We start from the raw sequence: 17648 nt of genomic DNA on the forward strand, positions 1-17648 counted from the left end.
ATAGGGATTTTTCTCTATTGTTGATCGTAAGTGTTTAAGGGTACTTTGTCAAAAAAAAAGCGGTGGACCTCCAGGTCCGCCGCTTCCTTTGTTTGCAGTCAACTAGCGTTGAAAGCCGCCAAAATTATTTTGCCGGCCCTGAAAGGAACCTGATTGTGAACCGGAAGAATAACCAACCCTCGAGAGTACCGGTCCGGAGTTAGCGGACGAGTGCGTGGCTTGGTATACTGGATTTTGAGAGGATTGTGCATTCCCCTGCATGAACTGGTTCTGCTGGTTCATGTTAGATCCCTGCTGTTGTGAAAATTGGTTTTGGTTCGCACCAGCGGAGTAGCCAGCACGCGAGATGACAGGCTGGTATTGGCTTGTTTGATTAAATGATTGGGAACGGGAGTTTTGATTTGCCGTATATCCAACATGAGAAATGACCGGTTGAGATTGATTAGAACCGCCCATGGATTGGCTATTATTTTGCGGTTGAAAATTCTGTTTGGACGTGTACCCAACATGCGAGATAACAGGTTGATTTTGAAATTGGTTTTGATTCTGGCTCATGCCGGAATTGCTGCTCTGGGAATAACCTCCGCTGGAACCGAAGCTTTGCTGTCCAGCACTGAAGCCGGAATGCGAAATGACGGGACCTGACTCCTGCGAAATAAATCCGCCCTGCTGTTTCGGCTGACCTTGATAGTGGGATTGCACAAAGCCAAGCGGCTGAAAATGATTGCTGCTTTGGCTGCCGGACTGCTGCTGTCTAAACTGACTGTTCTGAAATCCGCCTTGCTGCGACATCGAGTTCACGGGTTGTCCTCCTTGGAATAGAAAATGTCGGCCTGCCGGACGCTAGAAGCATCTTCCGATCAGCCTTTCTTATTGTGGGAGTGACCTGCATTTATTATGAGCAGCAAAGCCGCATAAATTGTGGACGGATTTCAGAAAAATCCCATATGTGCAGGATCAGCCGATCCTAACGGATCCATTCCACATTGGCGCCCAATGCCTGGAGATGATCAAAATATTGCGGATACGACTTGGCTACATGATGAGCATCCCGAATTCGGATCGGTTGTTTGGCGCGAAGCCCGACGACGGTAAGGGCCATAATGACGCGATGATCGTAATGGGCATTAATTTCAACCCCGCCTTCAACCCCTTCCGGACGGCCATGAACAATAATTTCGCTTTGGCGTTCTTCAACATTCGCACCCGCCTTGCGGAGTTCATTTAAATAATCGGTAATCCGGTCGCATTCTTTATACCGCAGATTTTCCACATCGTAAAAACGGGATGTGCCTTCGGCAAATACAGCCGCGGCAACCATAGCCAGGACCGCATCGGTCGCTTTGTCACCGTCGAATTCAAGCGCTTTGAGCTTGCCGTTGCCCTGAACACGGACGACTCCGCCCTCATGGGTCAGAGGCACCTCCATGGCCCTCAGAACATCAACGATGGCGCGTTCCCCTTGCTTGCTGTGCTCTTCCAGCCGATGAAGCGTAACATCGGACCGGGTTACGGCAGCGGCCGCAAGAATAGCTGCTGAGCCGGGATAATCCCCTTGTACGACATAGTTTTTGGCTGTATAACTCTGACCCCCGGCAATCCGGTAATGCATCAGGTCATCGCTGGCCTCGATAACAATTCCGGCTTGCTCAAGCACCTCAAGCGTCTGCCCGACGACAACCTTGGATTTCAAATCGTGCAGCACTTCGATTTCGCTGTCTTCCGCAAGCAGCGGAGTCAGGAATAGCAGCGCGCTCAAATATTGTGAGCTGACACTTCCAGATACGCGAATCTTCCCGCCTTTGGCCTTGCCGCCTCGAATGGTAATGGGAAGCCTGCCGCTTTGATGCTCGACTTCAACGCCAAGCTGACCAAGCGCGTCAATCAGATCGTCATGGGGACGTTTCCCCAAAGAATCCGGATAACGGTTAACAAACGTCACTTCGGGGCAGAGCGCTGCGACAGCCATCAGGAAACGGAGCACGGCGCCCGCATTTCCGACATCCAGCTCTTTAACGTCCCTGGGGTTCCGGCCAAATCCGGTGATCACCATCTTCTCTTCATCTTCTTCGATCACAGCTCCTAAATCACGGATGCAACGACGCATGGCATCGCTGTCTTCGCTATGGGCCGGATAAAGAATGGTGCTCGTCCCTTCTGCCAGAGCGGCAACGAGCAAATAGCGGGTTGTATAATTTTTGGATGAGAGCGCCTGGATTTCTCCATGCAGTTTAGGTGTAGGATTTACGAGAACGTCCATAAACAATCAAGTCTCCTTTATTCAAATCTTTAGTTTATTGCTTCAGGCAGGCAATTATAGCGTCCACGACTTCATGGACATTCAATCTTGTCGTATCAATGGTAAGATCGGCAAAATCATATGCGTGTTTGCGATCTTCCAGCAGACGGTTTACCCGAAGCTTGAGATCGCCCTGCAGAAGGGGCCGCGAGCTATCATGACTAACCCGCGAAATGATCTGATGTGCATCGGCCGTTAGGGCAACTACCAACGCATGGTTGAGCATCATATCGCAATTGCGGGGGTCTAATACAGCGCCTCCACCGGTCGCAACCACCTTCCGTTCCCGGCTGCCGAGCACATCGACCAGAACCGCTGTTTCCGTTTGGCGGAAAGCTTCTTCACCGCGACCTGCGAAAATTTCCGCAATGCTTTGTCCTTCGCGGCTTTCGATTTCGCAATCTACATCAACCGATTCGCAGTCAAGCCGTTTTGCCAGCTGCTGACTGACCGTTGATTTGCCTGTACCCATAAATCCAACCAATACAATATGATTTTTCTGGTTATCCGCCATTTCCCTTATGCACCTTCTTAATTTCATACAGATTGAAATTACACATGTTTGCTTATCATATCATTATTAAAGAACATCGGGTATAAAAAAGTTCATCCTGCCGTAGAGTTGGTAATACGATCGTCTTTATTATGAAAGGAGGCAGTTTATGGCACACAACTCGGAACCTTATCTTTCATTGGGACCCATGGGCCACTTGTTCAACCCCGATTATCCGCTATGCCGTGAGGATGTGTTATGGGTGTTGGAGTTTATGAAAAAGAAAGTGGCTGACGAAGCGTCTGAGTTACTCAGCCTTCCCCAGCCACAGCTATTAAGAATATTTCAATGCTTTTCCGAAGCCTCCATGATCATGATCAAACAGCGCGGCGGCTCCGGAACAGAAACGGAGAGACTGCGAAGCTGTCTCATCGAAGGCATACTCGGGCTATATCCATCCAGTGCGACTTAGTCGTGCAGGTGAAGCCAGTCAAAGTGGAATGAGCCTTCTTTATCCACGCGTTTGAACGTATGGGCTCCAAAGTAGTCGCGCTGGGCCTGAAGCAGATTCGCCGGCAGACGAGCCGTACGGTAGCTGTCGTAATACGCCAGGGCACTGGAGAATGCGGGAACCGGAACCCCATATTGGATCGCAGCACTTACCACTTCACGCCATGCCCCTTGATAGGATTCGACGATTTCCTGGAAATAGGAATCCAGCAGCAGATTGCGCAGGCCAGGCTCACGATCATAAGCATCCTTGATGTTCTGCAGGAAGCGGGCGCGGATAATGCAGCCGCCGCGGAAAATCATAGCGATATCGCCGTAGCGCAAATCCCAGCCGTATTCTTCCGAAGCAGCGCGCATTTGAGCGAAGCCTTGGGCGTACGAGCAAATTTTGCTGGCAAACAATGCTTTGCGAACGGCTTCGATGAAGGCGGTTTTGTCCCCTTGGAATGGAGCGTTCTGCGGTCCTTTCAAAAGCTTGCTGGCAGCCACGCGCTCTTCCTTAAGTGCGGAGAGGAAACGCGAGAATACGGACTGGGTAATGATGGACAAAGGCACGCCAAGGTCAAGTGCACTCTGGCTTGTCCATTTGCCGGTGCCCTTCTGGCCGGCTTCATCGAGGATCACATCAACCATTGGCTGGTTGGTTTCCGGATCATATTTGGTGAAGATATCAGCCGTTATTTCGATCAGGTAGCTGTCAAGCTCGCCTTTGTTCCATTCCGTGAAAATGCTTTGCAGCTCTTCCGTTGTGACACCCAGAACATGCTTGAGCAGGTCATATGCTTCGCAGATCAGCTGCATATCACCGTATTCGATGCCGTTATGGACCATTTTGACATAGTGTCCGGCACCATCCGGTCCGATATATGTACAGCATGGATCGCCACCCACATGGGCGGAAATAGCCGTCAGAATCGGTTCAACCAGTTTGTAGGCTGATTCCTGGCCTCCTGGCATAATGGAAGGCCCTTTCAATGCGCCTTCTTCACCGCCGGAAACGCCCGTACCGATAAAACGGATGCCTTGTGCTTCCAAATCCTTGCTGCGACGCTGTGTATCCGGGAAATAGGCGTTGCCGCCGTCAATAATAATATCGCCTTGGCTTAAATGCGGCACAAGCGCATCAATCGTGGCATCCGTGCCTTTTCCGGCCTGGACCATGATCAGAATTTTGCGGGGCGTTTCAAGCGATTCCACAAACTCCTCGACCGTAAAAGTGCCCACCAGATTTTTGCCGGCTGCTTCTTTAAGAAGATCATCCGTTTTTTCGCGCGAGCGGTTAAAAACCGAGACGGTAAATCCTTTGCTTTCAATGTTGAGCGCAAGGTTCTTGCCCATAACGGCCAATCCCACTACACCAATTTGTTGTTTGGACATGCGAATCTCCCATCCCTTATCTCATTTATAGTTGAACGCTCATGCGCCAGCTGCCTGAATTCGCTTAAACTCTGAAGCGGAATAATGGCTGCGCGCATACAGTACTCCTATTTTACTCTTTTTGACCGGGAATGAAAACCGGGACAGACAAAATATCAGATTATTTGATAAAAGACGCTATTACTTGAATAACAGGTCCCATCCGGAGCAAACGGCGGAGCGCATATAACCAGAACAAAATAAACCTTCTGGCGCAGGAGCTCCAAAAGGTTTATTTCATCGTATGGGTTTGACGCTTTATCCTACAATTCAAGCTGTATCATCTCAATCCTCAGCATTTGCAGCCGCTCTTTGGAAAGCGCCGCATCACTCTCACGTTCCTCTTTGATCGCCTCGTGAAGGACAGATAGCTCATAATCCAGTTCGTATCTCAGCACCACTGCCCGCTCTTCTGCCCGTTTCGATTGAAAAGCCTGTATCATTTCTTCTACGGTGACTAAAGGTTTTTTCTGGTAAATGATCCGATGCTCCATACCGGACACCTCCACAAGTCGAATGATTTCGCCAAACATGATGCTTTCGATCACAATTTGACGATCCTTGAAGCGCTTAACAACTGCATGACCACGGGAATCATTAATCAGTTTCTCAAGCAAAGCGGACAGCTTCTCGTCTTTGATAATGTAATCGCCGATGATTTTGTAACGGTTGCGTACCCGCTGGAAACGCAGTTTCACGAGCTTGCGGCCGCTGCGGACGGAGATGAGAAAATAGACATCGGATTCGCTCCAATACAGCGAATAACCTTCATGAATCAAATCCCGAATCAGATTCTGGATTTGCCGCCGGTCAAAGCGCAGTTCCAGGTTGCAGTATTCCACTTCATGACTCTTGTTCATCGGCAATCCCTCCCCCACTGTTGAACCGTTTACGAAATCTTCTGAATATTCTCTCTTATCATTATCTTATACTCCATCTTATGTTATGGCAACTTGGTTTATTGACTATTTTTAAACATGTCCCGCAAATTTGAAAATTTTTCTCGTTAGACCCCCATCAGACAGTGTTCACTCAAGGAGGTCAAGCCTCAACATTTCCCAGTCACGCAAAAAAAGACGGCCGAAACCTTTGTATTCAAAGGAAGGCCGTCAGGCAATGATTGTATGGGGCCGCTCAGCGGTCTGGCTACTTGCTGATGGTGACGTGGATCCCCCTCTGCTTCAATAGCGCCAGCATTTCCGGGTCTGTTCTATCGTCTGTAATCAGATGGTTCACCTGCTCGCAGGAAGCGATATGGGAGAAAGCCCGAACGCCGAATTTGCTATGGTCGGCAAGCAGATATACCTCGTCCGCAAGTCCGATCATTTTCCTCTTGATAGCCGCTTGAAGCTCGCTGGACTCGCTGATTCCACGTTCGGGATGAACTCCTTTTCCGGAAATAAAAGCTTTGTTCACATGGTAATGCTCCAAGTTGCTTTCGGCAAGCGGCCCCTGATAAGACAGAGACCGTGTAGAGAGAATCCCTCCGGTGGAGAAAACCTGGATTTTCTCCTTGCCTGCAAGCTCCAGGGCTACCTTGATGGAATTGGTCAGAACGGTCAGCGGAATATTCGGAAGGGCTGCCGCCATGTAGTAAGCCGTGGTGCTTGCATCAAGCGCAATTTTGCTGTATGGCTCTATTTGCCCGATCGCTTCGGCAGCTATTCTTTTCTTCTCCGCCGCATTCATGACCTCGCGTTCAAAGTAAGGGAGCTCGGCTTGGGCATCCTTCACGCTCATTGCGCCGCCGTGGCTGCGCTGAAGCTTTCCCGTTTGCTCAAGCCGGTCCAGGTCCCGGCGGATCGTCTCTTCGGTAACGCCGCACAGCTCGCTGAGCTCACTCACTCTTATGCTGCCCCGCTCATTGACCAGACGGGTGATTTTTGCATATCTTTCGGCTACTAACATAAGCTTCATTCCAATCCGAATATTGCTGGTTTTTCATTCCTGCTAAAGTCCTGCAATCTTCTTCCATAAGCCGTATTGTTCATTCCAGCGCGCAGACGCTTCCGGTTCATAAACTTTGATGTCAAACGATTCCCCGATCAGCTTGCGCGCCTCGGTTATATCGGCAACTTCGCCGGATGCAATAAACTGTACTGCTAAATTGCCAAGCACGCTGCCCTCGGCAGGTCCTGCCCAAACCGGCTTGCCGAGCGCCCCGGCCGTAAAACGGCAGAGCATTTCGTTTTGAATGCCGCCACCCACCATATGGAGACCTTCATAGACCGCTCCACTCAAGGCTTGCGTCTTCTCAAACACAAAACGGTATTTCAGCGCGAGACTCTCCAGGATGCAGCGGATAATTTCACCGTCAGATGCCGGTACCGGCTGACCGGTTTCCCGGCAATAAGCGGCAATTTCGGCTGGCATATCCGATGGATTAAGAAACCGTAGATCATCCGGATCGATCAGGCTGCGAAATGGCTCAGCCTGCTCAGCGCGTCCAAGGAGGTCCGAATAGGACAGCTTGGTCCCCGCTTCTTTCTCCCATGACCGTTTGCTTTCCTCCTGCAGCCACAAGCCCATGATGTTCTTGAGCAGCCGGTAGGTCCCATACACGCCGCCTTCATTGGTAAAATTCAGCGCCTGCGCCTGCTCGGAAAGCACGGGTTCCTTGACCTCGGTACCCATCAGCGACCAAGTTCCACAACTCAGATATGCGAAGGATGGTTGAAGTGCAGGCACCCCTGCTACAGCAGATGCCGTATCATGCTCGCCTACTGCGATCAAAGGTATTGCTGCAACCCCCAGCTCACGGGTTACTGCTTCACTGAGCCGCCCTACTTCTGTTCCCGGTTGAACCGGAGGCAGCATGATGGCAGAGTTGACACCGACCGCTGACAGGAGGCGTTCATCCCATTTGCCTGTTGTAGGATTGAAGGCCTGTGTGGTGGTTGCATTCGTGAATTCGCTGTGCATTTCGCCGGTTAGAAAATAGCGCAGCAAATCCGGAATCATCAGCAAATGCTCAGCCTGTTCAAGCGCCGGATTATGATCCCGCTTCAAGGCATGAAGCTGATACAGTGTATTAAACGGGAGGAACTGAATGCCGCTGCGCGCGAACACTTCCGTTTCCGGTACGACCGCAAGCACTTCTTCAATCGCATTTGCGGTATGACTGTCCCGGTAGTGGTAAGGATTCGCCAGCAATTCCCCGTTCCTGCCGATCAAGCCAAAATCGACGGCCCAGGAATCAATGCCGATGCTGCCGATTTGACCATCCGCCGCGCGCCAGGCGCTGCGTATGCCCTGCTTGATTTCATGATACAGTCTTAAGATGTCCCAATGGAGACGTCCGCCCACTTGCACCGGCTCATTGGAGAACCGGTGCACCTCCTGAATGACGATCCGTCCTTCTTCGATCCATCCCAATACCGCGCGTCCGCTGCCTGCGCCAAGATCGAACGCGAGCGCCTTCACCAGCTCGCGCCGCCTTTGCCGCGATGTGCAACCGACTCATAATAGCCGCTTTCCCGGAAAGCCTTCATGGGATCGAGCGGAAGCCCCTGCTCCTCGCGAACCGCATGCAGGAGAGGCGTTACATCGAACTCGTATGCGCTGCGGACCGCATCTTCAGCCGCCATGACATCCTGCGCTTCCTGTGCGGCATGGACCTCATCCAGATTCACCAGCAGCGCTTTCGCGTATTGGGTCTGCACATTCAATACGGAACGGATCATCGCCTGGATTTTGGGCTCGATGTTGTGGCATTGATCGATCATATAGGCGATATTATCGGAACAGCCGCGAATTCCGGTGTTTGCATCATTCGCTGCTTCAATGATTTGATAGAAGATAAGGAATAATTCATAAGGATTAATTGCGCCGACGATCAAATCGTCATCCGCATACTTGCGGCTGTTGAAATGGAAGCCGCCCAGTCTTTGCTCATCCAGCAAATAAGCGACGATATGCTCGACGTTGGTTCCCGGTGCATGGTGACCGGTATCCACCAGCACGGAAGCTTGATCGCCAAGCTTGCCGGCCAGATTGTAGGCCATGCCCCAGTCGGCAAGATCCGTATGATAGAATGCAGGCTCGAAAAACTTGTATTCAATCAGCATGCGCATATCCGGCGTCATGGCTTTGTACATTTCAGTCAGCGATTCCAGCATCCAGCCTTTGCGTTTGCGGATATCGGCTTGTCCCGGATAGTTCGTGCCATCGGCAAACCAGAGGCTCAAATCGCGTGAGCCTGTCGCTTTGGCAATATCCACGCACTCCAGCAGATGATCCGTCGCTTTGCGGCGGATTCTGGCATCGGAATTCGTCACGCTGCCCAACATATAGTCCTCATCCTGAAAGAGGTTTGGATTAACCGCTCCAATTTTCAGACCAAGACCTTCCGCATGGCTGCGAAGCTTGTCATAATCGTCCACTTTATCCCAGGGAATATGGATCGCTACCGACGGGCATAGACCCGTCAGTTTTTGGACTACCGCAGCGTCGTCGAATTTCTCGAACGGATCGCGGGGAACGCCGATTTTCTGGAACACTTTAAAACGGGTTCCCGAATCTCCGTAGCCCCATGATGGCGTTTCAATTTGGAGGGCTTTCAATTTTTCCTTGGCTTTGTTGATATCAATGCCGCGGCTGGTCTGCTGCTCTTCAAATAAAGCGTAGGCGCGATCGTTCATCGTTTCATTCATCCTCTCGTCATATCCGGTTAAACGGGTACTCGCCCGCTAGTCGTTGTCTCTTACCGGGAAACCCATAACCGACATTAATGCATTCGCCGGTTGTGTCGCGTCAAGCCTGCTGTACTGAACATACACCGGAATATCGCTCATGACCTCCATCGCATAAGGGACGCCTTTGGGGATGCTCTCGGAGCCGCTCTTGAGCAATGCTGTGCGGGCATGCAGCGTACGTTTGGCCGGTACCAGAACCGTGATGCCTTCCAGCGGTTCACGATCTTCAAAATATACATTCACAATCAATTGGGCATCCATATGGTTTGTATTGAGCACGCAAATGGATTCGTGGCTTTCAAGATCGCCGCTGCTAATCGGCGGAATATAACCGTCGGGAATAATCCATAATGTTTCACCTTTTCTTGAAGACAAAGCAATTCCTCCTCGTAAGAGTTCTCTTGTAATTCCTAGAACATGCTCCTCGTAAAACAAGAAAGCTCACTTCGGAAGCATAATCCTAAGCTGATAATTTAACGGGTGAAAGCTGCTGGCACGCCGCCATCGATCGTTAGCATGCAGCCGGTCGTTTTGGCCGCTTTTGACGATGCGAAGAAGGCAACGCCTTCAGCAATATCGGAAGGGTAGATGTTCACAAGCAAAGTCGTCCGTTTTTTGTAGTGTTCTTCCAGCTGATCCGGCTCAATTCCGTAGGCCGCTGCGCGCTCGTTGCGCCAGTTGGAGTTCCAGATAGCCGAACCCTGCAGGATAGCATCTGGCAGAATTGTGTTTACGCGGATTCCGTGCTCTCCACCTTCCGCTGCAATACAGCGTGCAAGATGGGCTTCGAGCGCTTTCGCCGAGCTGTAGGCGGTCACGCTTTTGCCAGCGAAGATAGAGTTCTTGGAGCCGATAAACACCATGCTGCCGCCAATGCTTTGCGTCTTCATCGTTTTGAACGCTTCACGCGCTACGAGGAAATAACCTGTCCCCAGCACGTTCATGTTCAGGTTCCACTCTTTCAGCGACGTTTCGTCAAACGGACTGGAGGTTGCAAGCCCGGCATTGTTCACGAGAATATCCACGCCGCCGTAATAAAGAGCCGCTTCCGCGAATGCTGCCATAACCTGCTCCTCGCTCGTTACATCCATCTTCACGGCGAGTGCGCGGCCTTCCCCGAATTTGCCGTTGATTTCGTCGGCAATTTTCTGAGCGCCTTCCAAATTAAGATCGGCGAGCACAACGTGTGCGCCTTCCGATACAAGGCGGCGTGCTGTTTCGCTTCCGATTCCGCCTGCTCCGCCAGTGATGAAGGCGATTTTGCGGGAGAATTCGGTTTCGGCCGGGGCCAATGTCAGCTTGTAAAGCTCAAGCGGCCAATATTCCACGTTATAGGATTCGTTCTCACTAAGCGAAACAAATGAGCCAAGAGCCGTTGCGCCGCGCATGACCGCGATAGCTCGGTGATAAAGAGCGCCGCTGACCTGTGCATTGGCACGGGATTTGCCGGTATTGAACATCCCGATTCCCGGGATCAGGATGACGCGCGGCGCCGCTTCAAACATGACGTCGCCTTCGTTCTTGTTCCGTTCAAAATAGGCCGTGTATTCCGCCTTGAAATTCGCGATTCCTTCCGAAACGCTCTGAATCAGCGTTTCAACCGTTCCTGAAGCCGGATCCCATTCAATGTACAGCGGCATCATTTTGGTGTGCACCAGATGATCGGGACATGCTGCGCCAACCTGGGAAAGCTTTGCTGAATCGCGGCCGTTCACAAACTCCAGCACGTCTGCTTCGTCATCATAGACGGCAAGCATCGGCTTTTCAGCGCTGACAGCGCCGCGGATGGTCGGCATAACGGCAGCCGCAAGCTCGCGTCTTTTGCCTGCATCAAGAGCACTGTAACGGGCTCCGCCAAATACCGCTTTCTCATCAATCCGGCTTGCGATGTAATCTTCCGCTTCTGTAATGATTTGCAGCGTTTTGTTGTAGGCTTCCTCCGACGTATCTCCCCATGTGACCAGACCATGCTTCTCCATCAGCACAAGCTCGGCTTTGGGATTGGCAAGAACGCCTTCAGCAATCATTTTGGACAAAGTAAAGCCAGGACGAACATATGGAACCCACACAAAACGGTCGCCGAAGATTTCCTTGGCAAGCTCACGGCCGTTATCGGTACAGCACAGGCTGATAATGGAATCCGGGTGCGTATGATCCACATGTTTATAAGGAAGGAAAGCATGGAGCAGGGTTTCGATGGACGCGCGCGGATGTTTGCTGTCGATCATACAATTGGCCAGATAAGCTACCATATCCTCATCGGACATGCTCTCAAGCTCGAATAACGGACGGATATCCTCCATACGCAGAGCTGTGAAATTCTTTGCTTTCATAGATGCCAGATCGGAACCGCTTCCTTTCACATACATAACTTCGACATCTCTTCCACGAAAATCCTTTATTACGGTTTTCATGGAGGTGTTGCCGCCTCCCCAGTTACATACAGTCCGGTCGGAGCCGATCAGATTGGAGCGGTAAACCAGTTCCTCGACGCCGTTTTCAAGAGCCGATGCTTTTTGAGAGTCCCATAATGATTTCGCCATTTTTTGTCATCACCTTTGTTTTTGATTGTTTTATTTTGTTTCTGTTTGTTTTTATGGTATCACAGCTTTGCTTATCTGTATAGACAAAAATAAGACACATTCGCATATTTGCGATTGTGTCTTATTTTGACAACAATAGACCACAGGAAATAGATTTCCGGCTACACAAACCACTGATCCAAAATCAGCGCAAAAGCACCGGCGCTTACCACTGCCCCGGCAAAGCTAAACCAGCCGGCACGGATTTTCTGCTGGAACATCCGCAGGATACCGAAGCTGAGCAGTGAAAAAATAAGCAGTATGAATAAGGCTCCGGTCGCAAATAATCCGCCTGAAATGGTGCTGATATCGTCAATCGTCAATTCGATCACTCCTTCTGTCTTCGAAACTATATGCTCTATTATAAGCGAAACGGCATGGTTTTTGCCATCTTCCGATGGAAGGAACTTAGGACAAATTATTGACAATTTTATCACAGCAGGATCAAGATTGCATGGATTCCAACAGCTTGTCCATAAATGAAAGCGGACATTCGCCAAGGCGCTCAGTCCCAATGAATCGCAGGCTCGAAGGAGCGTTTGCTGCGTGGACGTCTGCGCAGCTTGACCTTCAGAAGGTTCCCGTCATACACGGCCTGACAGGAACGCGGAAGCACCAGCCTGGGCAGCTTGATCACTTCCTTCCGCTCCCCTTCGAGGCCTGACAGCTTGATATGATCCTCTCTGGCTACCAGCCTGACCTTGCTTATCTCGACATTTTCACCCAGCGGATAAGATACGGTCACATAGCTTTTGGATTCCGTAATCTCAGCTTTGGACTGCCTGATTACCGATGACGCCGCAGGCATAGCCTTGGTCATCATTTTTCGTACATAATCCTCAATCCAATCGGGCTGCCGGAACAGGTCGAAACCTTTTGGAAGCTGCTGTTTGTCCATCCATTTCTCCAGGTCGTCAAAGTCGAATGCCACAGTAAAGCCACCTCCACGCTTTTAGGATCGCCGGTATCATCATATGCAGCAGTCAAATTGGCTGTCACTTCTTTGGCAAGCCGTTTAATCGAGGGGGGCTCCGACTTGGAAATGGAACAACTGGGCGTTTGCCGCATAGGATGTAACATCAGCCTGGTGCTAGAGAATCCGAACATATACAACGAGGATGCCACGAATCCGATAAGAGAAAAGAAGGAGTGAGGAACGATGCCTGCTGTCGTCGGTTTTGTCAAAATTATTAGTGTGGGCTCAAGCTCCGTCGTCCAGTTTGGCGATTCCATCCAGTTATCGCCCACAAGCTCTTCGAAAACCTATGCCGGTTCAGGATCTTTCCTGACGGGCAGTTTAGCCAATTCCAACAACGCGGTCAGTGCGACGAATTCATCAGACCCCGACCTTATTGACAACTCGCCTGCCGTGGTAGCGTGAGTCCATTATGAATTGGACGGTCCATCAAACCATTACGATTCATCAGCTCCGGGTAGATAGCGTGACGAACTCCTCCGTACTGCAAATCGGTGCGGCAGGATCGGTACGCTCGCTTTCACAGCTGTACAATACGGGAGGTTTTACCGGCCCGGCCCCGCAGCTGGGCCAGGAAAACCCCCTTTCCTTTGTTCCCCTGCCCAATCCGGCCTAGCTTGCCAAGTCCTGAAGGAGGTGCCTGTCATGCAGTTCTTTAATGAAGCTCCTTACCCCCCCGGTCAAGCCTGGATGGCATGGAATGAGCGGCTTCATCATCTGCAGTGCCAACTGGAAGAACAGCAAGCCCTCATTAACTCGCTGTGCAAACAGGTGGAAAACCTGAGCGAGCGGGTTAAAGCAGCGGAGACGAGGCCGCAGTACCATATTGACCGGATGGAATATCATTTTGACCAGTTGAAGGTGGAGAAGCTGGACGGCACCCTGAATATCGGCATGACACCACCTGGCGAGGAGCAGCTCAAGGAGATCGGGCAGCTTGTCGTTCCCGCAGGTCCTTCTCACGCACATCCGGAGTCAATCTGTACGACCAGCAATGAACAAGGCGGGGCTCCGAATGGTCAGGCTCTCAGCGGATCCAATCAATTCCCGTCCTCCTTTGCTTCCGGCAGTCCGGATGCAACGATGCCCGGTTATCCTTACCCGGAAATCCGCCGTGAAATAGATTTCTATTTAAATACCCGGGGACCGGTTATTCTGCAACAGCTTGAAGCCAACTACCAGACTCCGCTCGATCCCTATCACCGCAGGTTGATTCTGGAAGACATCCGCAAGCAAATGGGCCCGCGCATCCAATTTTATACAAATGCATCCATGACCAAAAGCGGAGCCGCCTCCCCATGCCTGCCGGAGATGATGGAGCAGCTGCAAACAGAGGTAATACAGAAGACTACCCGCGATATCGATACAGCGCTGCAGAGCTATGTGAGAGGTCTTGCTGCCCAGACAAACCCACTAATGAAAGAATAGGAGATTTACTGTTGATCAACCAATTTCATGTTGTGAATCATTCGTTATGCGTTGGCAGTATCCAGCTCACTGCTGTAGCCAGCGCTTCGATCCTGCAGGTTGGAGATTCGGAGCAGATAAATTTGTACTCGATGTTTGACACGCCGCCGGAATCATTGATTATTGGGCCGATCGCCCCGTTGGCCCCGCCTTTGGGAGAACAGGAAGCAGAAGGCGAGGATGCAGCCGCCACACCGGCTGCAGGGGATGTTCCAGTATGAATGCAAGCTCAAGCGGGAGATTCCCAGTAGACACTTGTTATCCCATCCGTGTGTCAGAGGTTGGTTATTTTCATCTTATCAGTGTGGGGGACTCTTCAATCGTCCAGTTTGGTGACAGGGCAGATCTGAACGCGTCGCTAAGAGCATTAGCCGTACAAAGACAAAGCGATCACTTGCTTGAGGATGATGTCTATTTTGAAGCTTATTCGATCTTTTCCCGTCCGCGTCAGGCGTATCCCTCTCTAAAAAATTTCGATGATGGTTATATGACGGTAAAAACATGCCACCTGCAGCCGCGGATTCATGTCGGTTGCATTGAAATCATTGCCGCCAGCGCTTCAGCTTCGATCTTGATCGGTAATGGTCGGAACCAAACAGCGGAATCGCGCATCAAGCATATCCGGCAATATGCAAAGCCCCCTTCAACTACCGGCCCACAGGCAGCCATACCCTGATGGCGAATGCCTGATGATTAACTCTGCTCCCGCCGGCTGGGCAGCCCCCCAATTGCGGATGCACCCGGTATAAACGTCCAATCAGCGATCTGACTGGCGTCATATGCTGGATTTGTGATCGTTAATATCACAACACATTATCCATTCGGGAGGTAAACATTATGGGAGGATACCTGCCAGGAGTAGGCGGCGCAGGATACGGTCCGGGCGTTGGCGGCATCGGCTGCGGACCGGCCGTTGGTGGCATTGGCTGCGGACCGGGCGTTGGCGGCATATGGTCCAACACAGGCGCCATTCTCGTTCTCTTTATTTTACTTGTTATAATTGTCCGTTCTTGTTTCTGGTAAGCCATAAGAAAAACCCGCCGCGAGGCAGGTTCAGACCATTTATCAAAACTTCATTGTAACGGACATTGAAAAAACAGCTAGGCTGCAGGCTGACGCCGGTACTCAACCGACGTCAGCTTGTTTCGCTTCATCCGCATTTCTTATATTGCTCCGTTTTTTAGTTTGCATTGATTCAGCTTCACTGCCCGTTCAACCGTTTGTTTTTTCACTCTCCCGCTTATTTGGCTGCCCCCGCGAGCTCGGCATATTTGGCCGCATACCGGCTGACGGTTGAGACGTAAGTCGCATGCGACCAGGTAAGCGGCGCAACGGAAAGCGGCGTCCCGTCTCCCGGATGGATCTGTTCCGGCAGCAGTCCGCTGGAAAGAGCATGTTCATTCACCCATTCCAGCACTTTGCGCGGTCCTTCAAGATCAGCAGGTTGCTGTGCGGACTCGATATCATAATTGGCGATCCAGAGGGTACAGATGATCCAGGGATTGCCGGGCACATTATCGATGTCGCCGGATTGCTGGAAGTAATAGTCATTGGTATATCGGGCCACCCCGCCGACCCCACTGCGGATCGAGAGCCCTTCGCGGACCGCTTTCATTGTCCGCACGACCCGGGTGTCGTCCACAGGCAGCACGCCGAAATCCCAAATGGCGAACAGGCTGCTTTCAAGGGTCATATCCTTGACCCAAGCATTGTCTTTCTGAATCAGCCCGCGGGCAAAACGTCCGGATTCCTCATCCCATAAATGCTCCAGAATTCCTTCTTTGATCATACTGGCCGTTTTGCGGAAATGATCGCTCCGCTCATAGTCGCCGAATAGCTCCGTAAAAAACGCGCCTGCCATCAGACCGCCGTAGACGGAAGCGACTGTATAGGTCCAGATACCATAACGCTCTTCCCATAGATCATAACTGGGCTTGGGTAGCGACAGCGCCGGATCGATATAATCGCTTAAGAAAGCCGCACCTTTGCGGATCAGATTATTATAAAGCGACTGCGGCAGCTCAATGATCTGATTTCGGGTATAATCCTGCCACAAGGCGAATAGGACCAGGGCCGTTTCATCCTCCTGAATCGGCAGTCTCCGGCCTCCCTGCACAATATAAGGATGCCAGCTGGAGCCTACGGTTCCATCGGGATTGTATTTGTGAAACAGATATCCTTCAGGCGAAAGCGTCTGTGCGCAAAAATGAAAGAACGGCGCAATCACGCTCTGGAAGCCGGCCGCCGACATCGCGTCCGCAACCAGCGCTCCGTCCCTTGGCCACATATAGCTGTAATGGTCCCGGTTGTACTGGAGAATGTCGGTATCGTTGGCCGCAATTATCGCGCCGCGCTCGTCCGTTTGCGTGCGAACAATCAGCAGGCTGAGTCTGAACATCTTGGCCACTTCCGGAGGGAGATCCCCCAGATTGCTTTCGGCACGGTGAAGCCAATGCTTCCAATAAATAACGATCCGGCTAAGCAGCTTCTCCGGATGGCTTTCCTGCACATATTGATTGAGGCTTTTCACTTCTTCGAGATTTTTGCCGATGGACATCCAATAATAGATGGTTTTTTCCCCGCCGGCCGGGATTACCGTACGAAAACTCATTGTACTGTCAACAGAGCCCTGCGATATGGAATTCCCCATCAGAGTTCCATCCTCTGCATCGCGCCAGGTTCCTTCCGCCGAGTGAAACCGCTTGATGCCGGTCGTATACTCCGTCATGCCGCCTTCGTCGGAGAAGCCGTTGAACATAAAATAAGAGGAACGTTTGTAGTGAAACAAGGTATGATTGTCGGGATAATAGGCAGCAGTATCCCCCACCTCCGAGCCGTCGATCATCAGATCCTGATGAAAAAACAAACGGAACTCGCGCTCATCGGCCGCTTTGTTCATGATCACTACCCGCTTCAGATAGATGGATTCACGCTGATGAATCCCGTCATTGATATGCAGCTCCACTGCAAGCCGGTCGTTCTTTGCCACAATGTTGGTGACAAGCGAATCTTCGATATAACCTAATTCAAACGTCCAATCGGGTTCTTCCAGCCAGGAGAACTGCCCTCCAGCCCAGATTCCAAAGCGGCAATATTGGCCGCCGACATGATTTAATTGACCCACGAAAGGATAATAAATGTCGCGGATATAGCAATTATGGTCGAGATTGACGAGGATCTTTCCGTTGCCGATAACAAGATGACGAGGCAT

The 17648-nt window shown here is 51.2% G+C and carries 20 protein-coding genes; 7 read left to right on the top strand and 13 right to left on the bottom strand.

Going from position 1 to position 17648, the window contains the following annotated elements; all coding sequences use genetic code 11:
- Positions 1–102: 102 nt before the first annotated feature.
- The 3 genes from IEY46_RS11745 to IEY46_RS11755 form a co-directional block, all read right to left on the bottom strand.
- Positions 103–792 (bottom strand): hypothetical protein, encoded by a 690-nt coding sequence (locus tag IEY46_RS11745; RefSeq protein ID WP_188992200.1) that lies wholly within the window; start codon positions 790–792, stop codon positions 103–105.
- A gap of 175 nt (positions 793–967) precedes the next feature.
- Positions 968–2260 (bottom strand): 3-phosphoshikimate 1-carboxyvinyltransferase, encoded by a 1293-nt coding sequence (aroA, locus tag IEY46_RS11750; RefSeq protein WP_188992201.1) that lies wholly within the window; start codon positions 2258–2260, stop codon positions 968–970.
- Positions 2261–2294: 34 nt separating this feature from the next.
- On the bottom strand, positions 2295–2813 hold the full coding sequence (locus tag IEY46_RS11755; RefSeq protein WP_188992202.1) for a shikimate kinase: 519 nt from the start codon (positions 2811–2813) through the stop codon (positions 2295–2297).
- Positions 2814–2961: 148 nt separating this feature from the next.
- Between IEY46_RS11755 and IEY46_RS11760 the strand changes: the two genes are divergently transcribed.
- On the top strand, positions 2962–3264 hold the full coding sequence (locus tag IEY46_RS11760) for a hypothetical protein (protein WP_188992203.1): 303 nt from the start codon (positions 2962–2964) through the stop codon (positions 3262–3264).
- On the opposite strand, the gene gnd is transcribed toward IEY46_RS11760, so the two are convergent.
- The 9 genes from gnd to IEY46_RS11805 form a co-directional block, all read right to left on the bottom strand.
- On the bottom strand, positions 3261–4679 hold the full coding sequence (gene gnd / locus IEY46_RS11765; protein WP_188992204.1) for an NADP-dependent phosphogluconate dehydrogenase: 1419 nt from the start codon (positions 4677–4679) through the stop codon (positions 3261–3263). The genes IEY46_RS11760 and gnd overlap by 4 nt on opposite strands.
- A 302-nt stretch (positions 4680–4981) precedes the next feature.
- The gene (locus IEY46_RS11770; protein ID WP_188992205.1) at positions 4982–5578 is read right to left on the bottom strand and encodes a YkzI domain-containing protein; all 597 of its coding nucleotides are present in this window, start codon (positions 5576–5578) and stop codon (positions 4982–4984) included.
- Positions 5579–5864: 286 nt separating this feature from the next.
- The gene (locus IEY46_RS11775; protein WP_188993758.1) at positions 5865–6626 is read right to left on the bottom strand and encodes a DeoR/GlpR family DNA-binding transcription regulator; all 762 of its coding nucleotides are present in this window, start codon (positions 6624–6626) and stop codon (positions 5865–5867) included.
- 42 nt (positions 6627–6668) lie between these two features.
- A complete protein-coding gene (locus IEY46_RS11780) occupies positions 6669–8141 on the bottom strand; it encodes a rhamnulokinase (protein ID WP_188992206.1) in 1473 nt (490 codons plus the stop codon).
- A complete protein-coding gene (gene rhaI / locus IEY46_RS11785; protein ID WP_188992207.1) occupies positions 8138–9358 on the bottom strand; it encodes an L-rhamnose isomerase in 1221 nt (406 codons plus the stop codon). Before rhaI ends, IEY46_RS11780 begins: the two co-directional genes overlap by 4 nt.
- 48 nt (positions 9359–9406) lie before the next feature.
- Positions 9407–9787 (bottom strand): sensory rhodopsin transducer, encoded by a 381-nt coding sequence (locus tag IEY46_RS11790; RefSeq protein WP_188992208.1) that lies wholly within the window; start codon positions 9785–9787, stop codon positions 9407–9409.
- Positions 9788–9885: 98 nt separating this feature from the next.
- Positions 9886–11955: a bifunctional aldolase/short-chain dehydrogenase gene (locus IEY46_RS11795; RefSeq protein WP_188992209.1), complete on the bottom strand. Its 2070-nt coding sequence runs from the start codon at positions 11953–11955 to the stop codon at positions 9886–9888.
- Positions 11956–12116: 161 nt separating this feature from the next.
- Positions 12117–12317, bottom strand: a complete 201-nt coding sequence (locus tag IEY46_RS11800; protein ID WP_188992210.1) for a hypothetical protein — start codon at positions 12315–12317, stop codon at positions 12117–12119.
- 182 nt (positions 12318–12499) lie between these two features.
- Entirely contained in the window at positions 12500–12925 is a 426-nt protein-coding gene (locus IEY46_RS11805; RefSeq protein WP_188992211.1) for a hypothetical protein, read from the bottom strand.
- Between the two features lie 228 nt (positions 12926–13153).
- Here IEY46_RS11805 and IEY46_RS11810 point away from each other — a divergent pair, with 228 nt between their 5' ends.
- The 6 genes from IEY46_RS11810 (at position 13154) to IEY46_RS11835 (ending at position 15460) form a co-directional block, all read left to right on the top strand.
- The gene (locus tag IEY46_RS11810; RefSeq protein WP_188992212.1) at positions 13154–13375 is read left to right on the top strand and encodes a spore germination protein; all 222 of its coding nucleotides are present in this window, start codon (positions 13154–13156) and stop codon (positions 13373–13375) included.
- Between the two features lie 7 nt (positions 13376–13382).
- Positions 13383–13586: a spore germination protein GerPB gene (locus IEY46_RS11815; RefSeq protein ID WP_188992213.1), complete on the top strand. Its 204-nt coding sequence runs from the start codon at positions 13383–13385 to the stop codon at positions 13584–13586.
- A gap of 29 nt (positions 13587–13615) precedes the next feature.
- Entirely contained in the window at positions 13616–14398 is a 783-nt protein-coding gene (gene gerPC, locus IEY46_RS11820) for a spore germination protein GerPC (RefSeq protein WP_188992214.1), read from the top strand.
- Positions 14399–14409: 11 nt separating this feature from the next.
- Entirely contained in the window at positions 14410–14658 is a 249-nt protein-coding gene (locus IEY46_RS11825; protein ID WP_188992215.1) for a spore germination protein GerPD, read from the top strand.
- Positions 14655–15113, top strand: a complete 459-nt coding sequence (locus tag IEY46_RS11830) for a spore germination protein GerPE (RefSeq protein ID WP_229750253.1) — start codon at positions 14655–14657, stop codon at positions 15111–15113. Before IEY46_RS11825 ends, IEY46_RS11830 begins: the two co-directional genes overlap by 4 nt.
- A 218-nt stretch (positions 15114–15331) precedes the next feature.
- On the top strand, positions 15332–15460 hold the full coding sequence (locus tag IEY46_RS11835; RefSeq protein ID WP_188993759.1) for a sporulation protein YjcZ: 129 nt from the start codon (positions 15332–15334) through the stop codon (positions 15458–15460).
- Positions 15461–15677: 217 nt separating this feature from the next.
- On the opposite strand, the gene IEY46_RS11840 is transcribed toward IEY46_RS11835, so the two are convergent.
- Complete coding sequence (locus tag IEY46_RS11840; protein WP_188992217.1) at positions 15678–17648, bottom strand: glycoside hydrolase family 15 protein; 1971 nt, start codon at positions 17646–17648, stop codon at positions 15678–15680.

Origin of the sequence: Paenibacillus nasutitermitis (assembly GCF_014641075.1) — a bacterium.
Lineage (GTDB): Bacteria > Bacillota > Bacilli > Paenibacillales > Paenibacillaceae > Paenibacillus_Z > Paenibacillus_Z nasutitermitis.